Origin of the sequence: Elioraea tepida, assembly GCF_019203965.1 — a bacterium.
Taxonomy (GTDB): domain Bacteria; phylum Pseudomonadota; class Alphaproteobacteria; order Acetobacterales; family Acetobacteraceae; genus Elioraea_A; species Elioraea_A tepida.
The window spans coordinates 542221-558866 of sequence record NZ_CP076448.1; the positions used below are offsets into that span (position 1 = coordinate 542221).

Below are 16646 nucleotides of genomic sequence, written 5' to 3' on the forward strand. Positions count from 1 at the left end.
CGATGCTGATCCGTATTGTCCGCACCCGAAGCCTCGCGGCCACGGCCGCCGCGCTGATGCTGCTCTCCGCCTGCGCCACGACCGGGCCGGGCGGCGAGCCGCTCACACCCGCGCAGCAGCAGCTCCGCGCCCAGAACCAGCGGTTCAACGACACGGTCGCGACGGGAGTGGTGGCTGGCGCGCTCGCTCTCGGGCTGCTCGGCGCGCTGCTCGCGGGGCCGCGCAGCCGCGGCGAGGGTGCCGCTCTCGGTGCGCTTGCCGGCGCCGCCGTCGGAGGAGCGGCGGGCACCTACATCGCCGCGCGGAATGAGCGCTATGCGACGCGCGAGCAGGCGGCGCAGGCGCGCATCGCGGCGGCCAACCAGGAGGCGGCGGAGCTTGAGCGCACCGCGCTCGCGGCCGAACAGGTGGCGAAGGAGAACCGCGAACGCCTCGCCGCGCTCCAGGCCCGCGTCAAGGCCGGGCAGGCGACCGCCGCCCAGCTCAGCGCTCAGGTCGCGACGGCGCGAGAGGACCTCGCCCTGATGAACGAGGCGATCGCGCATTCGCGCAAGGTCGAAGGGGCGATGCGTGCCGACGGCGTTCCCCAGGCCGCCTCGGTGCAGGAAAGCCGCCGGCGCATGGAGGAGGCGGCGCGCGAGCTCGAAGGCGCGCTTGCCCAGCTTCCGGCGGCGTGACCGTGGCGCTGCCAAGCCCTCTCCTTCTCGCCACGCTGCTCCTGGTCGCTGCCTGCGGCGCCGAGCGGCCGGCGGCGGAGCGCGGCTTCTTCGGCGGAATCGGCGCCGCGATCACGGGCGAGGACGAGCGCCAGGCACGCGCTCGCGAGGCGGAGGCCACCGCCGCCGAGACGCGCGCGCTCCAGGCACGCGCGGCCGCGATCGAGGCCGAGCGCCGCCAGGCCGCCTCCGCCGCCGCGCTGCGCGATGCTGAACGCCGCTTGGCCGCACTTGAAGGCGAGATCGCGCGGCTCAAGCGCGCCCTCGCCGAAGCCCGGGCGGGCCGGCCGAACGATCCTCAGGGGGCGGTGCTGCAAGACCGGCTCGAGAGGCTCGACCGCGAGCGCGCCGCCGCCGCCCGGCGCCCGGACCCGGCGACAGCCGACCGGCTCGAGCGCCAGAGCCGAGAGCTCAACCGCGCCCTCGAGGCCTATGGCCGCCTCTGACCCCCTGGCGACGCCGGCTGCGCGGGGGGAGTGATGGAGGCTGCGGCGAGGATCTCGCGTTCGGCCGTCTCCGGTGTGGGCAGACGGCCGAGCTTCACCGCGCGCATCTGCCGCCCCGCCAGGGCGGCGAGTTCCGGCATCAGGGAGAGGCGCCGCGCCCGCATCTCCTCGACCACCACGCGCTCCTGCGCGGCGATCACGGAGGCAGGCGCTTCGGCCCCCTCGCGGATGATCCGCAGGTAGGCGTCGAGCACTTGGCCGATCGCACCCGGCGTGTCCTCGATCCGACGCGCGAGCGCGGCCGAGGCGTTCGCCACCGGCGGACGTGCCTCGGCCGGCAGGAGTGGACCCATCCCGTCGAGCAGGCCGCGGATCGCCCCGAACACCGCCAGGTTGCCGCGCGCCAGAGCGACTGTCCGGGCGAGCGTGGCGGCCGCCTCGATCTGCGCCTTCAGAGCCGCCGCCTCCTGCTCGGCGCGAGCGCGGCTCTCCTCGGCTAGCGCGGTCTCCACTCGCGTGATCCCGCGCCTGAGCGCCTCGTCGGCGGTCTCGCGCTTGAGCGCGGCGAGAAGGCTGGCGGGGTTCTCGGCCGCTCTCTCCCGCCCCCTCGCCTCCGCCTCGACGGCACGCGCGAGCGCCTCGGGCGTGGTGTCATTCACCATCACGACGGCCCCGAGCGCCACCCTCAAGCCGATGGTGCGAAGCGCAAGCGGCGCACCCGTGCGCGGGTTGAACGGGGGATACTCCTCGCGCAGGGAGGAGCGAAGCTGCGCCTCCTCCGTCAGGATGTGCCCGCCGCGCGCCACCACCCCGCCCGCCTGGCCGTGCGGGCGGCCGACAACGGTCAGACGGTAGGGCTCGAGCACCCATTCGGCGACGTTGCCGAGCATGTCATGCAGCCCGAGCGGCCCCGGCTTGAGGCTGCCCACCGCGCGCACCCGCCCGGCGGCGGAGGCAGGCCCGGCGAACCAGGCATGCGCCGCGAGGCCCTCGGCGAAGGGCGGGGTGCGCGCAGAGAACTCCCCCTCGCCGACGGAGGTGCCGCCGCGGGCGGCGTATTCCCACTCTTCCTCCGTCGGCAGGCGCGCGAAGGCGAGTGCCTCGCCGCGCCGCGGCAGGGACTCGCGCGCATGGCCGAGCCACCAGGCCGAAAGCCGCGCTGTGAAGGCGACGGCGTCGAACCACGAGACCTCAGCTTTCGCCACTCGCCCCGCCTCGGACGGAGTGGGGCAGGAGGCATCCATCACGGCTGCGTACTGGTCGCGCGTGACCTCGTACTTGCCAAGCCAGTAGAGACGCTTCCCGCCTTGCTCGAACGGCCCGGCGATATGGGCACGGCGCGGGAACTCGGCATAGTCGGCTCCGGTCTCGGCTTGGCCGAGCGTAACCGCACGGTCGGCGAGCGGCCCCTCCCCCATCGGCGTCTCGACGGGACGGAACGCCATGCGCCCGCCGCAGGGCAGGGGCAGAACGAGATCGTCGTGCAAGGGAGCCGGGTTCCAGAACGCCTCCGGCCAGGGTGGCTGTGCGGCGGCAGGCGGAGGCAGAAGCAGAAGCAGAAGCAAGAGAAGGGAGATGAGGGCCTTAGGCATCGCGGACCCCCTCCCCTGGCGCGATCCGCGCCGCGCGGCGCGCCGCGACGCCGGCGGCGGCGAGCCCTCCCGCGAGCGTGGCCGCGGCGGCAAGCGCGAGGTCGCGCGCGCTGATCACGGAAACGGGCCTGCCCTCGGCGACGGCAAGATCGAGACGGTTGACGAACCCCTCGAGCCCGAGCGCGACGAGCGCGGCAAGCGCCGAGCCGGCGAGAGCGAACAGCGCGGCTTGGGCCGCGGGAAAGGCAACGAGCCCGCGCGCCGACAGCCCCATCAGGCGCAACAGCGCAAGCTCGCGACGCTTGCGCTCGACATTCGCATACAGCCCGACCCCGAGCCCGACGAGATAGCCCGCACCCCCGAGCGCGGCGATGGCCGCAAACAGGACGGCGAGGTTCCGGTCGAGCGCGAGCAGGGCGGCGACGTCCTCCGCCCGTGTCGCGACGTCGATCCCCTGGCGTCGCAGGTCGCGGTCGATCGCGACCACGTCCTCGAGCGTTCGGGCATAGAGGCGAAAACCCGCGTAGAGGCGCGCCGGGTCCGGCTCTGCCTCCGCTGGCGGCGGCTCCGGCCCGATCAAGCCGTCCTGGAAATCCTCAACGAGCAACAGAAGCGGCAGCGGCAGGAACGCCGCCTCGCGGCCGAAGGAGGCGGGCGGCGCGACGGCGGCGACGGTGACGGAGAGGGCGAGGGTCTCGCGTGCGCCGCCCATGATCCGGTCAACGCGAAGCCGGATCGTTTCGCCAGCTGAGACACCGAGCCGGTCGGCGAGCGCCCGCGACAGCACCGCCTGGCGCCCCGACGGCGTGGGGAGACCCGCGAGCAGCGGGTCGCCCGGGGCGGTCGCAAGAAGCTCCCCCCGAACCGGGGCGTCGGGCGCGTCGAGACGCGCCAAGCCGCCGATCGCGGCAAGCGTTCGGGTTCGGGGGATGACGAAGGCGACATCTGGCCGCGCCCGAAGCGCGGCTAAGAACTCCTGGTCAAAGCTGCGGTTGGCGATGTTCACCACCTCGCGCGCGCGCGGGCTCGCCGTCAGCCCCTCGCGGATCGCCGAGACGATTCCCGCCTTCAGCCCCGCGAGCACGATCAGCGGGGCGAGGACGGCGGCGATGCCGATCACGGTCGCGAGCGACAGCCGCATCTCGTGCCGCGCATCGGCGACCGCGAGCGCGACCGCGAGCCGGGCCTCAGCCATGGCAGAGCCTCGAGCGGCTCTGGCCATGCACGGGCGTGATCGGCACCACCGGAAGGCCGAAGCGCAGGGCACGGTCGGGGTCGTGGGTCGCGAGCAGGAGCGCCGCCCCGCTCGCCGCCGTCTCGCGCACGAGGAGGTCGAGCACTGTATCGGCCATCTCGGGGTGCAGCGCGGCCGTCGGCTCGTCGGCGAGAACGAGTGCGGGGCGGTGGCTCAGCGCGCGGGCGATCGCCGCACGCTGCCGCTGCCCGACCGAGAGCGTGCCCGGCATACGCCCGAGCAGATCGGCGATCCCAAGCGTGGCGGCGAGCGCCGCGACCCTGCCCCCGTCTTCGCGTCCGGCAAGGCGTTGCGGCAGCGCGATGTTCGCCCGCACCGTGACGAAGGGGAGCAAAGCACCGCTCTGCAGCACATAGCCGATGCCGCGCGCGCGCAGACGCGCAAGTGCCTCCCCGTCGCCTGCGCGCCAGAGCGGAGCGGCATCCTCACCCGCGATCGCAAGCCGGCCCGCACGGTCGGGCTGCACGGCGAGAGCGGCGAGATCGAGGAAGGTGCTCTTACCGGAGCCCGAAGCGCCGGCGACCGCGATCGCCTCGCCGGCGCGCAGCACGAAGCGATCGACCTCGAGCGCGAAGGCGCCGGCGCCCGAGCCGTTGGTGCGCACGAGGCCCTCGATCTCGAGCGCAGGCGCGCTCACGGCAGGGCGGAAAGCGGCACGGGATACATCGCCTCGTTCGGGCTTCGCGCCCGATCGAGATTCACCCAGAGCTCCGGTTGCCGGGCGAACTCCTCGTAGAGCCTGAGCTTCGCGGCGAGCGCGTTGATGATCTCCCGCCGCGCGCCCGCTCCCATCGTCACCCACTCGTCCTGGGTGATGTCCATGATCGCGGAGCGGTAGGGGAGGCCGTCGAGATAGTCCCCGAACACACCGGCCACGCGCTGCAGCTCGGCGATCCGCCTCGGGTCGCGCGAGAGCGCGGCGGCGAGGCCGCGGAGCCGCTCGAAGAACGTCTCGGGCGCGAGCCGCCCGGCCGTGCCGGCCTCGATGATGCCGCGAAGCGTGCTTGCGAGATCGGAGAGCTGGTTTCGCGTCAGAAGCACGCGCACCTCGAGCGGGCGGCGCACGGGCGACGGATCGGTCCAGTCCTCGTCCACGGTGAAGGCGCGGATGAGCTCCGGTGCTGTCGCACCGGTCGCGCGGCCGAGCCAGGAGAGCCGCATCGCATGCGCGACGACCGCCGTCTCCTCGGCGATCCGCCTCTGGGTCGCGTTGCGTGCGGGCGCGAGCCCGCCGATCGGCCTGCCGACCGTGTCGGCGACCTGCTGCAGGATCGCGTCCGTCAGCGTATCGACCACCTCCCCGAAGAGATCGAGCCTTCCTTCCGGAACCGGATAGTAGAGCGAGCCCACGCCTGGGAACTCCGTCAGTCGGCGCCATTGACGTTCGGCGCGGGCATGGTTGTGCCGCCCCTCCGGCGTGCGGAGATGGATCGCGTAGATCGCCACCTGCTTCGCCTCCGAACGGGCGAGAGCACGCAGTCCCTCGACCGTGAGCCCGGTGGAGGAGCGCGGGTCGGGCGCCTCGTGGGTTCCAGCATCGGTGATCAGGATGATGTAGCGGCCGCCGAACTCGCTCCACTTGATCTCGTCGAGAGCGGTCTTGAGCCCGGCGAGAGCGTCCTCGTCGAACCCGTCGGTCGAGACCGTCGCCTCGCGGATGTCGGCGATGCGCCCGAGCAGCGCATCGGGCGCTTCGCGGAAATCGGGGAGCGCGACGAGGCGTGAGGTGTATTCGAGCGCCGGCCGGCCTTGCATGGAATCGCGGTACACCACCATGCCGAAGCGGAAATTGTCGCGCACGGCCGTATCGCCGATCCGCTTCACCACGCGCGCGATCGCCTCGCGGGTTCGGGCGATGTAGGGCTCCATCGAGATCGTGGTGTCGACCACGAACACCACCGCGCCGCGGAAGTCGCGCAGAGCCTCGGGGCTTGTGCGCGCTGCGGCCTCGCGGGCGGGGGCGCTGATCACCTCGAGCAGGCGCGCCGAGGGGCCGCGCTCCGGCTCCATCAGACGCGCCGAGACGATGGGCAGCAGGTAGAACTGGCGGGTGATGTCGACGAAGCTCTCGGGCTCGAGCGCGATGACGGGGCCGGAGGGCGGCGTGGCTGCGGCGGCGGCGCGCCAGGCGGCGGCGCGCGCGGCGCGATCGGGCGCCGTCCAGGCCTCGCGCACCGTCTCGGCGTCGCGGAAGAACATCGCCCGGTCGCGGCCTGCCGGGTTGGTGAAGGCGGCGATCATGGTGTGCCGCCACTCGATCGCCGCCGAGGCACGGAGGAAGCCCGCCGTTCGCCCCTCCGCCCCCTCTCCCACCTCGAGCCAGGCCCCCTCCCCCTCCCCGCCGCGTGCGTAGACGTAAAACACGCTGAAGCCGGGGATGGGGCGGCCAGGAGCGTCGGGGCGCGGAGCGAGAGTCGCTCCGGGGCGGGTGATCACGCGCTGGTAGAGCGTCGTCGTGCCTTCGACGAGCAGCGGCCGGCGCGCTTGCGCCTCCGCCTCCGGCGCGACCACGACGGCCTGCCACAGCAGGGCGACGCATAGCACCACGCGCGCGAGAAGCGTCATCGGCTGCACCTCCTTAGGGCCAGAACTCGGCAAGCGCCTCCGCCGCGGTGGCGTTGCCGGCAGCGGCGGCCGCTTTAAGATACGTCCGCAAAGCCTCGCGCAGGGGCAACACCTGCGTGTCCCCTGCCTCCGCGGCGCGTCGGTAGTAGAGGGCCGCCTGGCGTAGGTCGGGCGCGGTGAAGGGCCGGCCGGGCTGGAAGCCGTTCGGGTCGTAGAGCCGGCCGAGAGCCGTGTAGGCAGCGGCGACGCCGCGATCGGCCGCCTCCTCGAACAGGACCAGCGCGTCGTCATGCCGCCCCGCCGCCTGGCGTCGCAGTGCGACAGCGAGGATTCCCTCCGCGCTCGGGGCTCGCGCGACCACCTCCGGCAGGGAAAGCCCATCGGTTCCCTCCGGCCAGGGGGGAGGAGGTGGTGGGGTGGGCGTTGCCGCCGGAAGCGAGGCGAGCGGCGCCGGCTCGTCGCCGGAAAGCCACCACAAGGCCGCCCCGGCAGCGCCGGCCACCACCACGGCGGCGAGCGCGGCCGGAACGAGCGGGACGCGCCGCCGGCGCGCCGGGGGCTGGACGGGCGGCGGAGGTGGAAGGCTTGAGGGCATGACCGTCGCGTCGTCGCCGCCCGGGGGTGGGGCCGTCGCGGCGGGACCTCGCGCTGTGTCCGCCGCGCTGCGCCCGGCCACGGCGAGCGCACGCGTGTCGTCGCCCGCGTCATAGACGGGGATGTCGGCAGGCCAGAACAGCGGCAGGTCGCGCCCGAGCGCCGGCAGCCTCAGGGTGAGCGGCCCAGGCTCGATGTGCCGCACGAGAGCGGGCCCGAGGATGATCACCGGCGCCCCGCCTTCGCTCTCCACCGCCGCCGGCTCGAGCACCGCCTCGCCGAGCTGCCAGCCGCGCGGGCCGAGATGGGCCGCCGGATAGCCCTCGCGCATCAGCCCAAAGCGCAGATCTGCCCCCTCCGCAACGCCGCGAAGCACGATCCGCGCGTGCCCGAGCGGGCGTGACGGGTCTGCCTCGGCACGAAGCGGTGGCGGCATGGCGTCTCAGGCGGCGGCGCGCAGCGTGCCGAGGATGCGCCCGAGGCGCGCGTTCGCCTCCGCGTTCACCTGGCCGCCGAAGGCGTGATCGACGTTGAGGTCGATCAGCTTCGCGAAGGCGGTGATCCAGTCCACGGTGAACGTGGCCTCGAAGGGAAGCGGGGTGGGGCCGAGGGCGGGGATGTCCTCGGCCGCCTCGCGGGCGGCGAACACCGCCCGCCCGTCGCGCGGAACCTTCGGCCGCTCCGCCTCTGGCACGCGGTCGAAACCGAGGAAGGCGACATGGTCGTTGATCATGCGCTCGGCCACCATCACCGGCCGGATCAGGCTGTCGGAGAGCCGCTCGTGGAAGCCCGCCAGCGAGCGCACGCGGCGCGCGATCTCCTCGCGCAGGCCGCGCGTCGAGGCTCCGGCCTCGATCTGTGTGGCGATGAACACCGCCGCATCGCGCGGCAGGCGCAGGAACCCTAGCGTCGCCTCGTCGGCAGCGAAGGCGGCGAGCCGCTCGCCCCAGGTCTCGAGCGCCGCCTCGGCCAGGCGGTCGGCCATGTCGGTGGCGCGCGCGGCCGGTGCGGGGGTCGCGTCCTCACCAAACAGGCTCGCGAGCTCTGAGGCGAGAGCGTCTTCGGCGACGGCGGCGCCGACAATCGCGGGTTTCGCCGCCTCCTCCGGCGCGGCAAGAAGCAGGCGCCTGAACGCCGCCTCGAGCGCCTCCGCCTCCACCATCATCGCCTTCAGCATCAGGCCGAAGCGCTGTGCGGCCGCTGCGGCGGCCATCGCGCGGGCGGCCTGTGCGCCTTCTGCGCGGCGCTTCTTCCGTTCCGCCTCGCGATCGTCACTGACGTGGAACGGATCGAGCCTTTGTGCCATCGTGCGGGCGAGCGCGGCAAGGCGCGCCGCCACCTGGCCGCGCTTGAGCGCAGGGTTGCACACGGGCGCGAGCCGCTCAGCAAGGTAGCTCACGCCGCCGTCGTTCAGCCGCATCGCCTCGTCCCAGGCGCGGGCCGGGTCGGCGAAGTGCCGCTTCACCGCCTCGGTGTTGACGAACTCCTCGCGCAGCCGCGCCACGCGATCGGGTTCGCGCACGCCGATCTCTCGCCGGGCGGCGTCGTAGTCGAGCAGGCCCTTGTTGATGAAGTTCGGGTTGCGCAGCCAGAACGTGTTGTCGAACGGGCGCCCGGGCGTCCATTCGAGCGGCCATTGATGGTCGAGCGCGAGGTAGCGGGTGATGCTCGCCTGGATCCGCGCCGTCCAGCGGTTCATCCCCTCGCCCGTGCCGACGTCCGACTTGCCCTGCGCCTCCTCGAACTCGGCGTCGAACTTGGTCAGAACGAGAAACAGGGCGGTCGGCTGCCGGGCCCGCTCCTCTGCCGTGGCGCCGTGCGTGGCATCGACCCACTCGCGCACCATGTTCGGCAGCGTGCGCACGTCCTGGTTGGAGGGCCCGATGCAGAGCAGCATCGCGGTGAGCTCCTGGTCGGCGACGTAGCGCTGGTAGAGATAGGCGACCTTGCCGCGCAGATAGAGGGGGGCGAGCTTCGCCGGGTCCCTCAGGTAGCCCTCCGGATCGCTCAGCACTTCGCGTGAGCGGGCGCCCGGGAAGTCGAGCAGGTCGGTCGAGGCCATGAAATCCCACGGGAGTTCGGCGAGCGTCAGCCGCAGCTCGGCGATCAGCGCGGTGACGACGGCGCGCGGCAGCGTCGCCGTCCGTCCCGAACGGGTGGTGACGGGAAGCGGGTTGCCGGGATCGGGGGCGGCGAGTGTGTCCAGCGTATCGACGTTGATCACGCTGATCTCGCGCGGCAGGAGTGCGGCGAGCGGCAAGAAGGCCTCGTCGGGGTCGCCCAAGCACTCGAGCGCCTCGGTCAGGCGCCGAGCGGTGGCGGTGAAGGCGGGAAGCAGGTTCCACAAAGGCGCGAACAGCTCCGCCCGGTCGGCCACCGACAAGAGCGGCGCAAGCTCAGCCGCCTCGCGCCAATAGGCGCCACCGAGGGTGAGGATCACCGGGTGGCCCCGGAAATAGCGCTCGAAATACTCCTGAAGATCGTAGACGAGGTCCTCGTCGAGGCCCTTCGCCGGGGCGGAGCGCGCGCGCGCGGCGAGCCCCGAGAGGTGCTTCGCCAGAGCCTCGGGCGCGAGCGGGGTGATGGAGTCGCGGTTGAAGTCCTCGAGGAAGGAATTGCCGAGGATCTTCACCACGTCCGTCTGCGTCAGCATCCGCACCGTGACCGGGGCGCCGGGAAGCCCGGGCGTGGGGCGCATGGTGAACCGGGTCACGAGGCCGGTCGCCTCCTTGCCGCCTTCCGGGTTGATCCTGCGCACGAAGTCGACCGTCTCGGCCCCGAACACGGCGGTGACCGGGTTGGTGCCCTTCCGCGCCAGAGCCGAGATCAGGTAGCTCTTCCCGGCCTGGGAGGGGCCGAACACCGAGACGCACATCGGCCGCTGCGCGGCGGCGGCGAGCTTGCGCGCGGCAAGCCCGAAGCGTCGGAAGTCGCGCGCAAGCGCCGGCGCCGCTTCGCGGACCACCGCGCCGTTCTCGGCGATCCAGCCGAGCGCCTCGGCGGCCGCCTCGGCGACGGAGGCGCAGCGCGCGGCAAGCGTCGCGTCCTCTGGTGCGAGGCCCGCTGCGATGCCGGCGGCGGTGTCCGTCCCTGGGCTCATTGTCTCCCGTTCATGGCACGGTCAGTGCCCCGGTGTCGCGCCAGTAGCCGGCCTCCTCCTCGAGAGTCTGAAGCCTCAGCGTCACCTCGCTCGTGCGCAGGTTGTCACCCTCCGCATCGACCACCTCGGTGACGCGGAACTCCTCACGCCTGAGTTCGGCGTCCGGTGCGTCGGGGTCGATGTCCGACCGCTCGATCGTGACGGTGAGCGGAAGCGCGAGGCGGCGGACGGAAGCGGGGTTGGCGAACTCGATCCGGTAGAGGCGGGTCGCTGTCCATCGCTCAAGGTCGAGCTGGCGGAAGCCGAGGAAGGCCGGCGCGGCGAAGGGGATCCTGAACGACACCCCCTGCCCCTGCGGCCGCGCGGCGAGGTCGGGCTCGCGCAAGAGCACGTTCGCGTCGCGGATCTGTCCAGTCTGGTCCATCAGCCCGAAGAAGCGCGCGGTCGAGGCCATGGCAAGGCGCGAGGAGCGGAGCAGGAAGCCCTCGAGCCGCCCTTCGGCGGTGGCCGAGATCATCGCCCCGACCGCCGCGGTCGTCTTCGGGTCGGAGATGTGGCCCGAGGGGTCACGGAACGGGTACCACTGCTCGACCGCGTAGGCGTCCATCGCGACGATGCGGTGGGGCGGCACAGGCAGCCTCGAGGTGACCACGTCCTTCACCGCTCGCAGGCGCGACGGGCGGCCGGAGAGCAGAAGCACGTCGACGTCGAAGGCGTGCACGACCTCGGTGAGCTCGGCGAGAACCGGGCCGAGTGCGGCGACGACGACCGAATCGATCTGCGCCGCGGTGGCGGAGAACACGACCTCGCCGAAGCGGAACCCCGTCGCACCCCGTGCGGCGGCGAGGTCCTCGAGATGCGCGATTGCGCGCTCCCCGGCCGGAAGCCCGGCAAGCAGTTCGGCGGCCGGCGCACGCAGCACCTCCCCCCCCTCCCGCCCGCGCAAGCCCTCATAGGCGCGCAAGGAGGCGATGCCGATCGGCTCGAGAACGAGCGCCACGAACTGGCGGGCGAGGTGGCGCTCCTGCTCGCTCTGCCCGGCACGCGCTCCGGCCAGAAGCTCGCGCAGCATCGCCTTCGGCCCTCTCGTTCCTGCGGCGGCAAGAGCCGCCTCGAGCTGCGGCAGAAGGATGGTCTGGATGACCGCCTGCAGCACCTCATCGCCGGCGATCCGGAACCCCTCACGGAAGTTCTGCTTCGGCGTGATCGCCTGGCCCTCGCCCGCGGTGTAGGTCGCGACCATCAGGTCCGTCGTTCCGCCGCCGATGTCGATCGAGGCGATCCGCAACGATGGCCCCGGGCCGTAGCGGGGGCGGACGCGGCCCTTGAGCTCGAACAGGAGTCTCGGGTCGGAGCGGAGCTTCCAGCGGCATTCGTTGTAGAGCCAGACGAGCTGTGTTGCCGTCGCCTCGTCGAGGCTTGCGATGATCTCCGGCTTCGACGCGGGCCGCGGCAGGGCCGGATCCGCCCGTTCCTCGCTCCAGCCCATCAGCTTCCAGGCGAGATCGACGGCGGCGCGGGCACGGTCCTTGAGGATCCTTTGCTCGGCGAGCGGCATCGCCGGCGGCAGGGTGAGCACGAGGCGCCGCAGCCGCCGCGGCACATGCACCGAGCCTCGGGCGGCGCGGATGTCGGGGGCGTTCATCTGCACCGCCGCCTGCATCAGGATCTCGGCGAGCATGAAGGTGGTGAGCGAGGAGCGCGAGAAGCGCGCCCGGGAGGCGGCGGGAAGGCGGTGCCCTATCGTCTCGAGAACCTCACCCTCCTCGCTCACATGCTCCATGAACGGCCCGCTCACCGGCGGCTCGGTGGTCGTGCCGTCGGCGCCTCGGCCGTTGAAGCGCCAGACGAGAGCGGTCGGCCGTGTGTCCCACAGATAGCGCTTCGGGGAGGAGAGCCCCGTCGCACCCTCGTTGCCGCGCGCATCGGCCGAGAGCCGGACCGCCTCGGGCCCTACGCGAACCGGGCTTGCCCAGTGGAACGCGTTGGCGCGGCCGGAGCGTCGGCTCAGCGCATCTCGGCCGAAGCTTGCGCGCGCGAACTCAACCCTGCTCTCGAAGGGCTGTTCGTAGACGCGCTCGGGCGCGGAGAGGTCGCGCAGGCGCAGCACATAGCCGTTGTTGAAGTCGAGCGGACGGTCGGGGTGGTCCTCGACCACGATGCCGCAGGTTCGGGCATTGCCGATGTCGAGCACGAGATCGACATCGATCGGCCGGTAGGTGGGGACGAGCCCGGAGGAGGCCATCACCTTCACCCGGGGCATGCTGCCCCACTCGTCGAGGATGGCAAGCAGGGTGAGCATGCGCGCCCAGTGCTCGGCCCGCCACGTCAGGTCCTCGGGCCTGAGCGGGCGGCCGCCGCGCGCCGCCTGGCGTGCCTCGCGGAAGTTCGCCTCGAGCCACTGGTCGACCCAGAGCTCCTTGAGGAACCAGGCGTTCTGGGCTCCCTCGACGGCCAGCGCATACTCCGTCTCCTCCGCCGTCGGCGCGAGCGCGACATAGGGCGTGCCACGCGGCAGGAGGCCGGTGTCGAAGGCGAGTGTGATCGCATGCGTGTTGCCGGCCCGGTCCGGCTCGGGCAGCGGGGCGATCCGAAGCCGTGCCCAGTTGGTCGGCCCCTCGTCGAGCGCGAGCCCGCCATCGGGGCGCGGGCCCTTGACCTGGAAATAGGGAAGCGGCGTCCAGGTGCCGAGCGCCGGCTCAAGCGCCTGGGCGCGGCCGATCTGGTAGATCCGGTCCTCTGGCGGTCGCGCCCCGGTCACCGGGTCGAACAGCGTGCCGTCGCGGTCGGCCTCGAGCATGCGCAGGATGATCCGCGGCCGCCCGTCCGGCCCGGGCTCCTCGCGCAGCTCCTCCTCCCAGAATGACCGTGTGAGCCGCGGCAGCGCGGCGAGGTCGCAGCGCAGATCGACGATCTGGATGCCGCTCTGCGGCACCAGGCTGACAAGGGGGCGGCTGCGGGAAGGGGGCTCTGGGACGGGCACGGCTCTGGTCCGGGGCGCAAGGCGGCTGCTGCGGCGCGGCGCCGCCGGTTCATCGCAGAAGATGATGGCGGAAGCGTGCGCCTCAGCCAAGCACAGGCGCAGGACGCAGCGCGCGCCCTAGCGCCGTGGCTGCCGCTCCGGCCAGGATCGTGGCGATGAGCGAGGCCGAGATCGTCCGTCTCGGGGCCGACCCGAGAGAGGAGCGCCGCGCCTCCCGCAGGCAGGCGATACGCGTGGTCGCCCCGATCGGCGCCGCGCTTCTGCTCGTGCTCTCGGTGATCGGCCTTCTTGTTTGCCGCCCACGAGAGCAACCACCGCGGCGCTCTCGCCCTCTCGGATGAGCTGCTCGAAGGGCCCGAGCGGCGGATCGTGTCGCGCGTCGCCAAGTGGCTCGACCCTGCCGAACGGGCGCTGACGCTCCTGCACACGATTCATGCCGATGAGCGGCTCGGGCCCGTCATGCGCGACGATGCCGAGCGGCTCTCGTTGAGCCTGTTGCGCACGGTGCCCTCGATCGCGCTCGTGTCGCTCGCTTCCCCGAACGGGAATTATCTGTTGCCGCGCCGCAACGCCGAGGGCGGGTTCGACACCAAGACGATCGAGGAGCATCCCGGGCCGCGGCGTGTCACCTGGGTGCGGCGTGACCGAAACGACGCCGTCCTCGCCGTCGAGGAGGACCCGTCCGACACGTTCGATCCGCGCACCCGGCCATGGTATCTCGCGGCGGTCGCAAACCCCGGCGTGGTCTGGACCGAGCCCTACATCTTCTTCACCGATCGCGCGCCGGGGGTGACGGCCGCGGTCGCCTTCCGCCGCGACGGCGAGGTGCGCGGCGTGTTCGGCGTCGACATCCGGCTCGACGACCTCTCCACCTTCCTCGCGCGGCTCGAGATCGGCCGGACCGGCCGTGCCGTGCTCGTCGACCGGGAGGGCAGGATCGTCGCCCATTCGGATGCGTCGCGCACGGTGCGCGAGCAGGAGGGCGCGCTGGTCCGCCCGCGGCTTGACGAGCTTGGCGACGCGGTGCTCGCGCGAGCCTTCGACCTCTGGCGCGTCAACGGCCACGGCCGCTTCACCTTCTCCGTTGCCGGCACCGAGCATATCGCCATCTGGGGGCGGCTCGACGGCGTGGGCGGCGGCGGCTGGTCGATGCTGATCACCGTTCCCCAAGCGGAGCTCGTCGGCTTCGTCGGGTCGGCGAGCCGGCTCGCCTCCGCCGTCGGCGGCGGCGTCATCCTGCTCGCCCTCGGGCTTGCCGTCGTGCTCGTCCGGCAGGGTCTACGGGCGGATAGGCTCGAGCGCGCGCTCGAGCTCCGGGCGCGGGCGATGGCGGCGCAGGCCCAGGCGCTCGCGCGGCTGGGGCGCACGCCTGCGGTGCATGACCCGAGCCGGGACGAGGGGCTCGAGCTTCTCACCGCCACGCTCTGCGACACCTTGGGTGCGCGGCGCGCGAGCCTGTGGCGTGCTGCAGGACAGGGTGAGTCCCTGATCTGCGAGGACATCTATGATTCGGCGACCGCGACCCATGCGCGCGGCCAGAGGCTCAGGCGCGAGGACCACCCGGGCTTCTTCGCCGCTCTCGGCCGCGGTGACGGGTTCGAGGTGGCGGATGCCGCGGCTGACCCGCGCACCGCCGAGCTGCGCCCGAGCCTCCTCGACGACACCGGGGCGAAGGCGGTGCTCGTCGTCCCCGCGATGCGCGGCACCAGCCTCGTGGGCGCCCTTGTCGTCGAGGACCGTGCCTCGGGAACCGTTCCGCTCCCCCACGCCGTCTCCTTCGCGCTTGCGATCGCAGGGATCGCGGTCGCGCGGATGACGGCGGCCGAGGCGCGGCGGCTCGGCGCGCAGGGCCTCGCCTCCGGTGGCGATCGTCGTGTCGCCGCGAGCGGGGAGACAGAGCGGCCAGCGCTTGCCACCCTGCCGCCCCCCGCGCGCGGCTTGCGCGGGCTGCCCGAACCGATGGCGGAACGGCTCTCGCCTGAGCTTGCCGCCCGCGCCGGCGCCCGGCAGGGCCTTGCCGCCGAGCTCTTTCCCGATGTCACCGTGATGGTTCTGCGTCTGACCGATCCGGTCGGGCTTGCCGAACCGGCAGCGCGTTCGGGCGGCCCGGCCGTGCTCGACGCGATCGTGCGTCTGGTGCAGCAGGCCGCCGAGGAGGCAAACCTCGCCTATCTCCGCATCATGGGCGATTTGGTGATCGCCGCCGACGGGTTCGGCGACCGGTCCGAGGCGGCGGCGTCGGCGATCCCGCGTTTCGCGCTCGAGGTGACGGAACGCTGTGCGGGGCTCTTCGCCGCGCTTGATCGGGGCAACGCGTTCCAGATCGGGATCGATCTCGGAACGGTGAGCGGCAGCGGCGTCGGCGTCGGGAGGGGCGGCCGCGTGTTCAACATCTGGGGCGAGGCGGTGCGTGGTGCCGAGACGATGGCCGCCTCCGCGCCTGCCGGCGGGGTGCAGGTGACGGAGGCGGTTCAGGCCCGGCTTGGCTCGTCCTTCGTGTTCCGTCCGCGCGGGCGCTTCTGGGTGCCCGGCGCCGGGGAGCGGGCAACCTTTCTTCTGATCGGCGAGGCATGACCGCGGCGGCACAGCCCCGCCCCGCGGGGTCGACGCTCCGCGGCGTGCTTGCCGCGGTCGGCGCGCCGACGGTCGCCGCGGCACGCTGGGTCGCCTTCGTCTCGGGCCTCGGCGCGGCCGTCCTGGCCGCCGCGCTCCGCCCCCGAAGCTGGCGTCGGCCGGTGCGCACGGCATTCCATCGCGCCCTGCACGAGGCGGCGGTCCTGCCGCTCGGTGCGGTGATGGTCGCCGCCGTGCTGATCGGGGTTAGGATGGTGTTCCAGGCGCTCTACTGGCTCGGCTCGGTCGACCAGGAGTCGCTCGCCGGAACGGTGCTGACGACGGTGCTTGGGCGCGAGGTCGCGCCCGTGGTCGTCGGCCTGCTCGTGATCGGCCGGTTCGGCGTGCGGACGCTGATCGTGCTCGGCGAGCACGCCCGGGGCGGCAGGATCGCGGCGCTCGATGCGCAGGGAATCGACCCGGTGCTCTATCTCGCCCTGCCGCGTGTGCTCGCCTCGGCTCTCGCCACGCTCTGCCTGACCATCCTGTTCACCACCGCGGCGCTTGCCGCCGGCTGGGCCTTCGCTCTGCTTCTGAGCCCGACGGCATTCGGCCTGTTCGAGTTCCTCGCCGATGTGCTGCGCGCGATGGGGGCGTCCAACTTCGTGCTTCTGCCGCTCAAGGCGCTCTCGATCGGCCTCGTCGTGGCGCTCGTTGCGGTCGCCATCGTGCTCGGCGCCCCGGCGCTCGCCGCCGAGCCGGCACGGCTCGCCCCGGCGGGGTTCGGCATGATGGTGCTCGCGACACTCGCCGTCTCAGGCATCATCAGCATGGTGCTCTGA

11 protein-coding genes are annotated in these 16646 nt (G+C 72.8%); 4 read left to right on the forward strand and 7 right to left on the reverse strand.

Annotated elements, in window-relative coordinates; all coding sequences use genetic code 11:
* Positions 1-2 precede the first annotated feature (2 nt).
* Together KO353_RS02620 and KO353_RS02625 are read left to right on the forward strand one after the other, a co-directional pair.
* Positions 3-677 carry a glycine zipper 2TM domain-containing protein gene (locus KO353_RS02620; protein WP_218286221.1) on the forward strand — a complete coding sequence of 225 codons (675 nt, stop codon included), beginning with the start codon at positions 3-5 and terminating at the stop codon, positions 675-677.
* On the forward strand, positions 674-1162 hold the full coding sequence (locus tag KO353_RS02625; protein ID WP_218286222.1) for a hypothetical protein: 489 nt from the start codon (positions 674-676) through the stop codon (positions 1160-1162). Before KO353_RS02620 ends, KO353_RS02625 begins: the two co-directional genes overlap by 4 nt.
* On the opposite strand, the gene KO353_RS02630 is transcribed toward KO353_RS02625, so the two are convergent.
* Genes KO353_RS02630 through KO353_RS02655 form a run of 7 tightly spaced genes read right to left on the reverse strand, consistent with a single transcriptional unit; the run spans position 1147 to position 13203 of the window.
* Positions 1147-2754: an SUMF1/EgtB/PvdO family nonheme iron enzyme gene (locus KO353_RS02630; protein ID WP_218286223.1), complete on the reverse strand. Its 1608-nt coding sequence runs from the start codon at positions 2752-2754 to the stop codon at positions 1147-1149. The two genes, KO353_RS02625 and KO353_RS02630, sit on opposite strands and share 16 nt — an antisense overlap.
* Positions 2747-3949, reverse strand: coding sequence for an ABC transporter permease (locus KO353_RS02635; protein ID WP_218286224.1), 1203 nt, complete (start codon positions 3947-3949; stop codon positions 2747-2749). The genes KO353_RS02630 and KO353_RS02635 overlap by 8 nt, the downstream gene beginning before the upstream one ends.
* On the reverse strand, positions 3942-4646 hold the full coding sequence (locus KO353_RS16230) for an ABC transporter ATP-binding protein (protein WP_235691993.1): 705 nt from the start codon (positions 4644-4646) through the stop codon (positions 3942-3944). The genes KO353_RS02635 and KO353_RS16230 overlap by 8 nt, the downstream gene beginning before the upstream one ends.
* Positions 4643-6574 (reverse strand): vWA domain-containing protein, encoded by a 1932-nt coding sequence (locus KO353_RS16235; RefSeq protein ID WP_235691994.1) that lies wholly within the window; start codon positions 6572-6574, stop codon positions 4643-4645. The genes KO353_RS16230 and KO353_RS16235 overlap by 4 nt, the downstream gene beginning before the upstream one ends.
* A 13-nt stretch (positions 6575-6587) precedes the next feature.
* The gene (locus KO353_RS16635) at positions 6588-7604 is read right to left on the reverse strand and encodes an SEL1-like repeat protein (RefSeq protein WP_218286225.1); all 1017 of its coding nucleotides are present in this window, start codon (positions 7602-7604) and stop codon (positions 6588-6590) included.
* A 6-nt stretch (positions 7605-7610) separates the two neighbouring features.
* A complete protein-coding gene (locus KO353_RS02650) occupies positions 7611-10268 on the reverse strand; it encodes a virulence factor SrfC family protein (protein WP_218286226.1) in 2658 nt (885 codons plus the stop codon).
* Positions 10269-10278: 10 nt separating this feature from the next.
* The gene (locus KO353_RS02655) at positions 10279-13203 is read right to left on the reverse strand and encodes a virulence factor SrfB (RefSeq protein ID WP_218286227.1); all 2925 of its coding nucleotides are present in this window, start codon (positions 13201-13203) and stop codon (positions 10279-10281) included.
* A gap of 336 nt (positions 13204-13539) precedes the next feature.
* On the opposite strand from KO353_RS02655, the gene KO353_RS02660 reads away from it, so the two are divergent.
* Together KO353_RS02660 and KO353_RS02665 are read left to right on the forward strand one after the other, a co-directional pair.
* Positions 13540-15825 (forward strand): cache domain-containing protein, encoded by a 2286-nt coding sequence (locus KO353_RS02660; RefSeq protein WP_218286228.1) that lies wholly within the window; start codon positions 13540-13542, stop codon positions 15823-15825.
* Complete coding sequence (locus KO353_RS02665; protein ID WP_218286229.1) at positions 15822-16646, forward strand: ABC transporter permease; 825 nt, start codon at positions 15822-15824, stop codon at positions 16644-16646. The genes KO353_RS02660 and KO353_RS02665 overlap by 4 nt, the downstream gene beginning before the upstream one ends.